Genomic DNA, 12,231 nt, shown 5'->3' on the forward strand with positions numbered 1-12,231 from the left:
GCCCGCGTGACACGGACGTACGCGAGGCCGACCTCACATCTCCGGGAGTACGCCTCACTATGACTGCGTTTACGACGCGTCACGACATCCGCAACGTCGCCATCGTCGCCCACGTCGACCACGGCAAGACCACCATCGTCGACGGAATGCTCAAGCAGGCCGGCGCCTTCGCCGCGCACCAGCTCGACTCCGTCGACGACCGCATGATGGACTCGAACGACCTGGAGCGTGAGAAGGGCATCACGATCCTCGCCAAGAACACGGCGGTGAAGTACCACCCCAAGGACGGCGGGGAGCCCATCACCATCAACATCATCGACACCCCCGGCCACGCCGACTTCGGCGGCGAGGTCGAGCGCGGTCTGTCGATGGTCGACGGCGTGGTGCTGCTCGTGGACGCCTCCGAGGGCCCGCTGCCGCAGACCCGCTTCGTGCTGCGCAAGGCGCTCCAGCAGCGGCTGCCGATCATCCTGTGCATCAACAAGACGGACCGTCCCGACGCCCGCATCGACGAGGTCGTCAACGAGACGTACGACCTCTTCCTCGACCTGGACGCCGACGAGGAGCAGATCGAGTTCCCGATCGTCTACGCCTGCGGCCGGGACGGCGTCGCCTCCCTGACCAAGCCCGAGGACGGCACGGTCCCCGCGGACTCCACCAACCTGGAGCCCTTCTTCTCCACCATCCTGGAGCACATCCCGGCCCCCACCTACGAGGAGGGCGCCCCGCTCCAGGCGCACGTCACCAACCTGGACGCCGACAACTTCCTCGGCCGCATCGCCCTGCTCCGGGTCCACCAGGGCGAGCTGAAGAAGGGGCAGACGGTCGCCTGGATGAAGCGCGACGGCTCGGTGAGCAACGTGCGCATCTCCGAGCTGATGATGACCGAGGCGCTCACCCGCAAGCCCGCCGAGAAGGCCGGCCCCGGTGACATCTGCGCCGTCGCCGGCATCCCGGACATCATGATCGGCGAGACCCTGGCCGACCAGGAGAACCCGGTCGCGCTGCCGCTGATCACGGTGGACGAGCCCGCGATCTCCATGGTGATCGGCACCAACACCTCCCCGCTGGTCGGCCGCGGCGCCACCGGCAAGGGCGCGGACAACAAGGCGGCCGTCAAGGACCGCAAGGTCACCGCCCGCCAGGTCAAGGACCGCCTGGACCGCGAGCTGATCGGCAACGTCTCGCTCCGCGTCCTGGACACCGAGCGCCCCGACGCCTGGGAGGTGCAGGGCCGCGGTGAGCTGGCGCTGGCCATCCTGGTCGAGCAGATGCGCCGCGAGGGCTACGAGCTGACCGTCGGCAAGCCCCAGGTCGTCACCCGCGAGATCGACGGCAAGGTGCACGAGCCCGTCGAGCGCATGACGATCGATGTGCCCGAGGAGCACATGGGCGCGGTCACGCAGCTCATGGGCGTGCGCAAGGGCCGGATGGACAACATGTCCAACCACGGCTCGGGCTGGGTCCGCATGGAGTTCGTGGTCCCCTCCCGCGGTCTGATCGGCTTCCGCACCGAGTTCCTGACCCAGACCCGCGGCACCGGCATCGCGCATTCCATCCACGAGGGCCACGAGCCGTGGTTCGGCACCCTGACGACCCGCAACAACGGTTCGCTCGTCGCCGACCGCGCCGGCGCCGTCACCGCGTTCGCGATGACGAACCTCCAGGAGCGCGGCGTGCTCTTCACGGAGCCCGGCACCGAGGTGTACGAGGGCATGATCGTCGGCGAGAACTCCCGCGCCGACGACATGGACGTCAACATCACCAAGGAGAAGAAGCTCACCAACATGCGGTCGTCCACGGCCGACGTGACCGAGTCGATCGTCCCGCCGCGCAAGCTTTCGCTGGAGCAGTCGCTGGAGTTCTGCCGTGACGACGAGTGCGTCGAGGTCACCCCGGAGGCCGTTCGCATCCGCAAGGTGAACCTGGACGCCCGCGAGCGCGCCCGCGCCGCGAGCCGCGCCAAGCACGGCTGATCCCGCACCTCCCGGAGCCCGGGTGTCCCCATCATGGGGGCACCCGGGCTTTTTGCAACCGGTTTTCCGGTGCCGGGCGTCCGGCATGCGGAGATCAACGCCCGATAGCCATGTAACACGTCCGTTTCGCGGCCTTCTTGTCACGAACAGTTTGTCCAGATTTTGGAAGATCTAGCCGCGAGCCGTGACTGAATTGAGATTTAAAGACGGTGGTCGGTCCTTCTGCTCATGGCAGATAGTTAGCCGCGTAGCGCTCGGGTCAATGGGTCACGCGCTGTGGGGACAGCGCTCGACTCACGAGCACCAGGGGGTGTCTGGCCTTCCGTCAGGGGTGTCGGAAGGCAGACGTGTCGCCCCCTCCTGTCGGTGAACACGTGGAGTCATGAGGAGGAGCCCCATGCGCGGTGTCACGAACACCAGGTGGGTCACACGGTCCGTCGCGCCCAACTTCGCCCCGTCGGACGGCGATCGACTCTGAGGAGCGGGCCGGCCGCCGAAGTCCGGACATCCGGCTACGCGCGTCCGGCTGCGGGTTTCCCGCACCATCGGGGACCCCTCGACGCTTCTTCATGATCCGTTCCGCGATCGCGCACACCCGCGCCGGTCGCCGGTTCGGCACACCCACACCTGTGAAATGGGCGAACTGTGACAAGTCCAATCGACATTGAGGGCGGCGGAACGCCGGCCGCCGTCGACGGAGCACCGGAGCCGGCCCGCAAGAGCGAGACCCGCGGTCTCGAGGGCCGTTCTCCCGGGCAGTTGATGTGGCTGCGCTTCAAGCGCGACCGGACCGGTGTCATCTGCGCCTGGGTCGTGCTCGGTTACTTCCTGATCGCCGCGCTGGCGCCGGTGATCGCCAAGCTCTACGGCAAGAACCCGTACACCCTGTACGGGCAGGACCCCGAGTACGCGACCGACAACCCCGTCCTCGACGACTTCGGGCTGCCGCTCGGCTACTTCGGCGGTGTCACCGGGGAGCACTGGTTCGGCGTCGAGCCGCAGTTCGGCCGCGACGTCTTCACGATGCTCCTCTACGGCATGCGCACCTCGCTCTACATGGCGCTGGGCGTGACCACGCTGCTGATGGTGACCGGTGTCCTCGTCGGTCTGGTGGGCGGCTACTTCGGCGGCCGGACCGACTACTTCCTCGGCCGCTTCACCGACTTCTTCCTCTCCTTCCCGCAGCAGCTCTTCTTCATCGCCTTCATGCCGGTGGTCACCTCGTTCTTCGTGGACCCGCGGGACGAGACGCCCACCTACTTCCGGGCGCTGGCCATCCTGATCGTGCTGTGGCTGCTGGGCTGGATGGGCATGGCCCGACTGGTGCGTTCCACCGTGCTGTCCCTGCGGGAGCGGGAGTTCGTCGAGGCGGCGAAGGTCGCGGGCGCCTCGCCCTGGCGGATCATCCGCAAGGAGATCCTCCCGAACGTGGTCTCGCCGATCCTCATCCAGTTCACCTACCTGCTCCCCAGCACCATCCTCAGCATCGCGTTCCTGTCCTTCGCCGGTGTCGGCTTCGTCGAGCCGACCCCCGACTGGGGACGGATGTTCGCCACCGGCGCCAAGGTCGCCGAGCAGGACCCGGCGTTCATGTTCTTCCCGGGCGTGGCGCTGGTCGTCTTCGTCCTGTGTTTCAACCTCCTCGGAGACTCCGTGCGGGACGCCCTCGACCCCAAGTCAGGACGGTAAGAGGGGTCCATGGGTGGGGGGACTGCCGCCCCTGCGTCGGCTCACGCCGCGCCAGGCAGTGCACAGCAGTGCTCAGTGGATAACAAACCCGACAGGCAGGTGCATCACCACATGAAGTCGTTCAACTCTCGCACTGCGCGCGCCGTGATGGTCGCGCTCGCGGCAGGCTCGCTCGTCCTCACCGGCTGCTCGGAGAACAAGGGCGGCGGCAGCTCCGGCAAGGACTCCAAGAAGGACCAGAAGGAGGCCGAGGTCCAGGCGAAGCCGGTCACCTACGCCGACGCCGCGGCCTCCACCGGGCCGGCCAAGGAGGTCCCCGGCGCCAAGCCCGGCGGCACCATCAACGTGTACGAGGAGGCGGGCCTGACCCACCTCGACCCGGGCCAGATCTATGTCTCCGACGCCGGCCAGGTCGCCAACCTGCTCTTCCGCGGCCTGACCAACTTCCAGGAGGACGGCCAGGGCAACGTCTCCGTCGTCGGCGACCTCGCCACCGACTCCGGCAAGTCCTCGGACGGCGGCAAGACCTGGACGTTCACGCTCAAGGACGGCGTCAAGGACCAGAACGGCAACCCGATCACGTCCGCCGACATACGGCACACGGTCGAGCGCCAGTACGCGAAGTTCATCTTCGACGGCCCGACCTACCTCCAGACCTGGCTGAGCGGCCCCAAGTACCGCGACGCCCTGCCCGACGGCGGCTACGGCGACAAGCACCTGCCGGACTCCGTGCTGGAGACCCCGGACGACAAGACGGTCATCTTCCACTTCGACACCGCGCGTCCCGACCTGCCGCAGACGCTGGCCATGCCGGGCTACACGGTCGTGCCGGAGGAGACCGACACCAAGGAGAAGTACGACAAGGCCCCCGTCTCCACCGGCCCCTACAAGATCGCCGAGTACAAGGTCGGCAAGTCCCTCAAGCTCGTCAGGAACGAGAACTGGGACCCGAAGACCGACGTGGTGCGTCACCAGTACGTGGACGGCTACAACTTCGACTTCGGTGTGACCGAGTCGACCCAGACCAAGCGTCTGATCGCCGACCAGGGCGAGGCCAAGAACGCCATCCAGCTCACCCGGGCCGTCGAGGCCACGCAGATCCAGGACGTCGTCAGCGACCCGGCCGTCAACAAGCGCACCATCAAGGGCTACCAGCCCTACGTGATGACGCTGACCTTCAACCTCGACCGGGTGAAGAACAAGAAGGTCCGCGACGCCATCACCTACGCGGTGAACTCCAAGTCGCTCATCGCCGGCGAGGGCGGCGCGTACGGCGGAGACGTCGCGCCCAACCTGTTCGCCCCGACCCTGCCGGGCTACGAGGCGGACTACGACCCGTACGGCCGGCTGAAGACGCCGTCGGGCAACATCGAGAAGGCCAAGGAACTCCTCAAGGACGTCCCGGCGGCCGAGAAGAAGCTCGTCTTCGCCTACCGCAACAACGAGGCCGGCCAGAAGCACAAGGTCGCCATCGAGGACGCGCTGTCCAAGGCCGGCATCGAGGTCGTCTCCAAGGAGATCGACGCGGCCAGCTTCTACGAGCAGATCGGCAAGCTGAAGAACCCGTACGACATGTACATCACGGGCTGGGGCCAGGACTGGCCGTCCCCGGGCACGGTCGTCACGCCGGTCTACGACGGTGACCAGATCGCCGACGGTTCGCCGAACTACTCGCACATCAACGACCCCAAGGTCCAGGAGCTGATCAAGAAGGCGCTCACCCAGGAGCCGACCGAGGCCGCGGCGACGTGGAAGGAAGCGCACCGCTACATCCTGGAGGAGGTCAACCCGGCCGCTCCGCTGTGGTACACGAAGCAGTTCCAGCTCTACGGCTCGAACGTCGGCGGCGCTCGCTACAGCACCGAGTCCAGCTACATCGACCTGAACGGCCTGTTCCTCAAGTCGTGACTCTCTACGGCTGACTGCGGGGGTGCGCACCAGGCGGAGCGCACCCCCAGGGTTCCGTGAATCTTCCCGACCGCCTCCGCAGAGAGCAGCCCACCCGCCATGCTTCAGTTCATCATCCGGCGCACGGTCGGTGCCGCCGTCACCCTGTTCCTGATCGGTGCCGCGACGTTCTTCCTCTTCGTCGCCGGCCCGTCCGACTACGCCTCCCTCGCCTGCGGCAAGGACTGCTCGGCCGCGCGGCTCGAGGAGATCCGTGAGGTGCTCGGCCTCAACCAGCCGGTCGCCCAGCAGTTCTGGGATTTCATGTCCGGCATCGTCATGGGGCGCGACTTCCCCACCGGGCACTGCTCCGCACCGTGCCTCGGGCAGTCCTTCTACTCGGGTGACCTCGTCTGGGACACCATCATGGACCGCTTCCCGCTCACGGTGTCGCTGACCATCGGCGCCGCGCTCGTGTTCCTGATCGTCGGCCTCGGCACGGGCATGCTCGCCGCCTTCCGGCGCGGCTCGCACGTGGACAAGGTGGCCACCGGCGCTTCCATGGTGCTCAGCTCGTTCCAGATCTACTTCCTCGGCCCGATCGCCCTGATGGTCCTGGTGTACGGCACGGGCCTGATGGAGGACCCCAAGTACGTGCCCTTCACCGAGGACCCGTTCGGCTGGCTGATCGGTCTGTCCATCCCGATGGTCGTGATGGCGACCATCTTCACCGCCCAGTACACCCGTATGGCGCGCTCCTCGCTGATCGAGCAGCTGGCGGAGGACCATGTGCGCACCGCCCGCGCCAAGGGCATGTCGCAGAAGTACGTCTTCTTCCGCTACGCCTGGCGCGGCTCCCTGATCCCCATCGTCACCATCCTCGGTATCGACCTCTCCAGCCTGCTCGGCGGAGCCGTCGTCACCGAGCTGACGTTCTCCCTCCAGGGCATCGGCCGGCTCGCGGTGGACGGCGCGGTCAACAAGGACCTGCCGCTGACCATGGGCGTCATGCTGGTCGGGGCCTTCATGATCCTCGTCCTGAACATCCTCGTCGACATCGCGTACGCCTGGATCGACCCGCGCGTCCGGCTTTCCTAGGAAGAGGCCACCAGTGACCACACTGACCAAGACCGAGGACACGCCGCCCCCCACCGGGCCCGAGGGCTTCCTGTCGGTCCGCGACCTGAGCGTGCGGTTCGCCACGGAGGACGGTGTCGTCAAGGCGGTCGACGGGCTCTCCTTCGACGTCGAACGGGGCCGCACCCTGGGCATCGTCGGCGAGTCCGGCTCCGGCAAGTCCGTGACCAACCTGACGATCCTCGGCCTGCACAACCCGCACAGCACCACGATCGACGGCGAGATCGTCTTCGACGGCAAGGAACTCATCACCGCCACCGAGCGGGAACTGGAGCAACTGCGCGGCAACCGGATCGCCATGATCTTCCAGGACCCGCTGACGGCCATGTCCCCGTACTACACGGTGGGCCGGCAGATCGCCGAGCCGTTCCGCAAGCACACCGGCGCCTCCAAGCAGGAGGCGTGGAACCGGGCGGTGGAGATGCTGGGCAAGGTCGGCATCCCCAACCCGGCCCAGCGCGCCAAGGACTACCCGCACCAGTTCTCCGGCGGTATGCGCCAGCGCGCGATGATCGCCATGGCCCTGGTCTGCGACCCCGACCTGCTGATCGCCGACGAGCCCACGACAGCGCTGGACGTGACCGTGCAGGCGCAGATCCTGGACCTGCTCAAGGACCTCCAGCAGGAGTTCGGCTCGGCGATCGTCTTCATCACCCACGACCTGGGCGTCATCGCCGACGTGGCCGACGACATCATGGTGATGTACGCGGGCAGCGCGGTGGAGCGGGGCAGCACGGACCAGGTGCTCAGGGCGCCGCGGCACCCGTACACCTGGGGCCTGCTGAACTCGATGCCGCGCCTGGACTCCGACCTCTCCGCCGCGCTGGCACCGATCCCCGGCACTCCGCCCTCGCTGCTCAATCCGCCCTCGGGCTGCCGCTTCCATCCGCGCTGCACCTTCCAGGACCGGGTCGGCGGCAACCGCTGCGTCACCGAGCGGCCGCTGCTGGGCGCGGACCGGTCCTCCGCGTGTCATCTGACGACGGAGCAGAAGCGTTCCATCTTCATCGAAGAGATCAGGCCCCGGCTGGGGTAGGCGCCACTCACGAGGTGACGCGCCGACCAGGAGTACCCGCCGGACGAAAGAGGAGCAATGAAAGAAGACCTCGTACTCCCCGCCCCGCGCGAGTCCGCGGCCGGCGGGCCGGGGGAGCCGCTGCTGGTGGCGGAGGGGCTGACCAAGCACTTCCCGGTCAAGGGCGGCTTCCCCATCCGGCGGACCGTGGGGCACGTCCAGGCCGTCGACGGCATCGACCTGACCGTGCACTCCGGGGAGAGCTTCGGACTGGTGGGGGAGTCGGGCTGCGGCAAGTCGACGACCGGCCGGCTGATCACCCGCCTGCTGGAGCCCACGGGCGGAAAGATCCTCTACAAGGGCCAGGACATCACCCACGCCAAGCGCAAGGGGCTGGCGCCGATCCGGTCCGAGATCCAGATGATCTTCCAGGACCCGTACTCCTCGCTGAACCCGCGCCAGACGGTCGGCAAGATCATCTCCGGTCCGATGGAGATCAACGGGATCGACCCGGCCGGCGGCCGGGAGAAGCGCGTACGCGAGCTGCTGGAGATCGTGGGTCTCAACCCCGAGCACTACAACCGCTTCCCGCACGAGTTCTCCGGCGGTCAGCGCCAGCGCATCGGCGTCGCACGGGCCCTGGCCCTGGAACCCAAGCTGATCGTGGCCGACGAGCCGGTCTCCGCGCTCGACGTGTCCATCCAGGCCCAGGTCGTCAATCTGCTCCAGAAGGTGCAGAAGGAACTGGGCATCGCCTTCCTGTTCATCGCCCACGACCTGGCCGTCGTCCGGCACTTCTCCCAGCGCGTCGCCGTCATGTATCTCGGGAAGGTCATCGAGGTCGGCGACCGGGACTCCATCTACACCCGCCCCCGCCACCCCTACACCCACGCCCTGCTCTCCGCCGTGCCCGAGGTGACCCTCACCGACGAGGAGGGCGGCACCCGGGAACGCATCCGGCTCGCCGGTGACGTGCCCTCCCCGATCAACCCGCCCTCCGGCTGCCGCTTCCGCACCCGCTGCTGGAAGGCGCAGGACAAGTGCGCCTCCGAGGTACCCCCGCTGGTCCGCATCGACGGCAACCGCGACGGGCACCTGACGGCCTGCCACTTCCCCGAGGAGCCGACGATCGAGGCCCGCGGGCAGGACGTCGTCATGGACCCGGCACTGGCCGCACTGGAGAAGCCGGACAAGGACTGAACCGGTCGGGAGACCGGCTCCCAAGGGAACGACCGAGGGCCCGCGCCTGGGGAGGCGCGGGCCCTCGTTTCCCTGGAGCGGACGTTTCCGGGCTCGGGTCAATGGGCCGTGGAAGGTCCTCTCCGCAGGCGGTGCCGACAGAAAAGGGGTGTTGTCAGGCGGCCGCCTGGGGGCTCTTGGTGAGACGGGGCGAGGGTACGTCATCCGTCTCGGGGTAGTGGCACGCGGTCAGGTGTCCCGCCTTGTTCCCCTCCACCTGCACCAGCGGCGGCGCCTCGGAGGCGCACTTGTCCGTCGCCTTCCAGCACCGGGTGCGGAAGCGGCAGCCCGAGGGCGGGTTGATCGGGGAGGGCACGTCGCCGACGAGCCGGATGCGCTCGCGGGGCGTGTCCTCCACCGTGGCCTCGGGCACGGCGGAGAGCAGGGCACGCGTGTAGGGGTGACGCGGGTTGTCGTACAGGTCGTCGCGGTCGGCGATCTCCATGATCTTACCGAGGTACATGACGGCGACGCGCTGTGAGAAGTGCCGCACCACGGCCAGGTCGTGCGCGATGAAGACGAACGCGATGCCCAGTTCCTTCTGCACCTTCTGGAGCAGATTGACGACCTGGGCCTGGATGGACACGTCGAGCGCGGAGACCGGCTCGTCGGCCACGATCAGCTTGGGTTCCAGGGCCAGGGCCCGTGCGACGCCGATGCGCTGGCGCTGACCGCCGGAGAACTCGTGCGGGAAGCGGTTGAAGTGCTCGGGGTTGAGACCCACGATCTCCAGCAGCTCGCGCACCCGCTTCTCCCGGCCGCCGGCCGGGTTGATCCCGTTGATCTCCATCGGACCGGAGATGATTTTGCCGACCGTCTGGCGCGGGTTGAGGGACGCGTAGGGGTCCTGGAAGATCATCTGGATCTCGGACCGGATCGGCGCGAGCCCCTTGCGCTTGGCGTGGGTGATGTCCTGGCCCTTGTAGAGGATCTTGCCGCCCGTGGGCTCCAGCAGGCGGGTGATCAGCCGGCCGGTCGTGGACTTGCCGCATCCGGACTCGCCGACCAGGCCCAGGCTCTCGCCCGCGCCCACGGTGAAGTCGAGGCCGTCCACGGCCCGGACCGCACCGACCGTGCGCGGGATGGGGAAGCCGCCCTTGATCGGGAAGTGCTTGGTCAGGCCGCTGACGTCCAGGAGCGTTTCCGCGTTGCTCATGATGGTGAAGTCCTGTCTCTTGTACGTCAGTTGTGCCGGATCACGGCGAGGTCGGCGAACAGCTCCTTGCGCTGCTCCTTGGGGAGGTGGCAGGCGGAACCGCGGCCGTCGGCCACCTCGAGCAGGGGCCGCTCCGAGGAGCACAGTCCGCCGGCGACCTTGTCGACGAAGGCGCACCGCGGGTGGAAGCGGCAGCCCGTGGGCGGGTTGAGCAGCGAGGGCGGCGAGCCCGGGATCGGCTGGAGCGGCACGTCCACCGGCCCGTCCAGGCTCGGCATGGAGCTCATCAGGCCCAGCGTGTAGGGGTGCTGCGGGTCGCGCAGCACCTCCTCCTTCGTACCGCGCTCCACGCACCGGCCGCCGTACATCACCAGCACGTCGTCCGCGATGTCGGCGATGACACCGAGGTCGTGCGTGATGAAGACGATGGCGGTCCCGAACTCCTGCTGGAGGTCCTTGAGCAGGTCCATGATCTGGGCCTGGACCGTCACGTCCAGGGCCGTGGTCGGCTCGTCCGCGATGAGCAGCTCGGGGTCGCAGACCAGGGCCATGGCGATCATCGCGCGCTGGCGCATACCGCCGGAGAACTGGTGCGGGTAGTCGTCCACCCGCATCTCCGGCTGCGGGATGCCCACCCGGCGCAGCATCTCGATCGACCGCTCCCGGGCCTCCTTCTTGGAGGCACCGGTGTGCTTGCGGTACGTCTCGCCGATCTGCTTGCCGATGGTGTGGTACGGCGACAGCGAGGCCAGGGCGTCCTGGAAGATCATGGCCATCTTGTTGCCGCGCAGCCGCTCCAGCTCCCGCTCGGTGGAGGTGAGCAGGTCCTTGCCGTCGAGGACGATCTCGCCCTCGATCGCGGTGCGGTCCCGGTCGTGCAGACCCAGGATCGTCAGGTTGGTGACCGACTTGCCCGAGCCCGATTCGCCCACGATGCCGAGCGTCTTGCCCTTGGCGATGTCGAAGGAGAGTCCGTCGACGGCCTTGACGATGCCGTCCTCGGTGGAGAAGTGGACCTTCAGGTCCCTGACGGAGAGGAAGGGCTGCTGTTCGGTGCTCGTCACGGGGACGCTCCAGGAGGTGATGCGAAGGTAGGGGGCAGGCGGAGGTCAGGCGAGCCGGATCCGCGGGTCGATGAGGGCGTAGACCGCGTCGACGATGATGTTGAACATCACGATCGCACCGGCCGCCAGCACGGTGACGCCGAGCAGCATGGGCAGGTCGCTCTGGTCCACGGACTGGATCGCGAGCCGGCCGATGCCCTGGAGGCTGAAGGTCGTCTCGGTGATGATGGCGCCGCCGATCAGCACACCGAGGTCGATGCCGAAGAGCGTGACGATCGGTCCCATGGCACCGCGCCAGGCGAACCGGAAGAAGACGTTGCGCTTCGACAGGCCCTTGGCGCGCGCGGTGCGCACGTAGTCCTCACTGAGCTGCTCCACCATCTGGGAGCGCGTCATACGGGTGTAGTTGGCGGTGAAGATGATCGACAGCACCAGCCACGGCAGCAACAGGCCGGACACCCAGGCGGCGGGGTTCTCGGTCAGCGGCGTGTACGAGGGCTGGCTGAGGATGCCCAGCTCCGAGACCAGGAAGAACATGGCGATGTAGCCGACGAAGTAGATCTGGAGCGAGGAGCCGAGCAGCGAGACGGAGCTGGCGAACTTGTCCAGGAACTTGCCCTGCTTGAGGGCGGCGAGCATGCCCGCGCCGACACCGACGATCACGAACACGACGGCGGCGCCGAAGGCCAGCGAGAGGGTGAGCGGCAGCCGGTCCATGATCGTGCCGAAGACGGGCTCACGGTTGGCGAACGAGTAGCCGAGGCACGGCGCGTCGCAGTAGCCGTAGCCGCCGTAGTCACGGCCGGCGAAGACGCCGGCGAGCCAGTGCCAGTACTGCATGACGATCGACTCGTCGATGCCCAGGTTCTTCCGGATCTGCTCCAGGGCCTCCGGCGTGCAGTTCTTGCCGCAGGACATCATGGCAGGGTCACGCGGAACGGCGTAGAAGAGCCAGAAGGTGACGGCGCTGATGATCAGCAGGATGACCATCGCACCGGAGACTCGGCGGACTAGGAAGCGGAGCATGGGGCGTGACTTTCCGGACGGGGCGCCGTCGCCGGGGGTGGA

Annotated in this window: 9 protein-coding genes; 6 read left to right on the forward strand and 3 right to left on the reverse strand. The window is 67.7% G+C overall.

The window, feature by feature from the left end:
• The first annotated feature begins 59 nt into the window (after positions 1 to 59).
• The 6 genes from typA (at position 60) to ACFZP7_RS22770 (ending at position 8,904) form a co-directional block, all read left to right on the forward strand.
• Complete coding sequence (typA, locus tag ACFZP7_RS22745) at positions 60 to 1,976, forward strand: translational GTPase TypA (protein WP_019329234.1); 1,917 nt, start codon at positions 60 to 62, stop codon at positions 1,974 to 1,976.
• A 645-nt stretch (positions 1,977 to 2,621) separates the two neighbouring features.
• On the forward strand, positions 2,622 to 3,665 hold the full coding sequence (locus ACFZP7_RS22750; RefSeq protein ID WP_029394169.1) for an ABC transporter permease: 1,044 nt from the start codon (positions 2,622 to 2,624) through the stop codon (positions 3,663 to 3,665).
• A gap of 111 nt (positions 3,666 to 3,776) precedes the next feature.
• Complete coding sequence (locus ACFZP7_RS22755; RefSeq protein ID WP_031018960.1) at positions 3,777 to 5,573, forward strand: ABC transporter substrate-binding protein; 1,797 nt, start codon at positions 3,777 to 3,779, stop codon at positions 5,571 to 5,573.
• Positions 5,574 to 5,672: 99 nt separating this feature from the next.
• The gene (locus ACFZP7_RS22760; RefSeq protein ID WP_019329237.1) at positions 5,673 to 6,650 is read left to right on the forward strand and encodes an ABC transporter permease; all 978 of its coding nucleotides are present in this window, start codon (positions 5,673 to 5,675) and stop codon (positions 6,648 to 6,650) included.
• Between the two features lie 13 nt (positions 6,651 to 6,663).
• Positions 6,664 to 7,725 (forward strand): ABC transporter ATP-binding protein, encoded by a 1,062-nt coding sequence (locus ACFZP7_RS22765; RefSeq protein WP_030969513.1) that lies wholly within the window; start codon positions 6,664 to 6,666, stop codon positions 7,723 to 7,725.
• Between the two features lie 57 nt (positions 7,726 to 7,782).
• Complete coding sequence (locus tag ACFZP7_RS22770) at positions 7,783 to 8,904, forward strand: ABC transporter ATP-binding protein (protein ID WP_031018963.1); 1,122 nt, start codon at positions 7,783 to 7,785, stop codon at positions 8,902 to 8,904.
• Positions 8,905 to 9,058: 154 nt separating this feature from the next.
• Here ACFZP7_RS22770 and ACFZP7_RS22775 read toward each other — a convergent pair whose 3' ends face one another.
• Genes ACFZP7_RS22775 through ACFZP7_RS22785 form a run of 3 tightly spaced genes read right to left on the reverse strand, consistent with a single transcriptional unit; the run spans position 9,059 to position 12,189 of the window.
• Entirely contained in the window at positions 9,059 to 10,099 is a 1,041-nt protein-coding gene (locus tag ACFZP7_RS22775; protein WP_385635446.1) for an ABC transporter ATP-binding protein, read from the reverse strand.
• A 26-nt stretch (positions 10,100 to 10,125) separates the two neighbouring features.
• Positions 10,126 to 11,163, reverse strand: a complete 1,038-nt coding sequence (locus ACFZP7_RS22780; protein ID WP_019327072.1) for an ABC transporter ATP-binding protein — start codon at positions 11,161 to 11,163, stop codon at positions 10,126 to 10,128.
• 45 nt (positions 11,164 to 11,208) lie between these two features.
• Positions 11,209 to 12,189: an ABC transporter permease gene (locus tag ACFZP7_RS22785; protein WP_046250237.1), complete on the reverse strand. Its 981-nt coding sequence runs from the start codon at positions 12,187 to 12,189 to the stop codon at positions 11,209 to 11,211.
• Positions 12,190 to 12,231 lie beyond the last annotated feature (42 nt).

This window comes from Streptomyces sp. SudanB5_2050 (assembly GCF_964272335.1).
Lineage (GTDB): Bacteria > Actinomycetota > Actinomycetes > Streptomycetales > Streptomycetaceae > Streptomyces > Streptomyces rochei.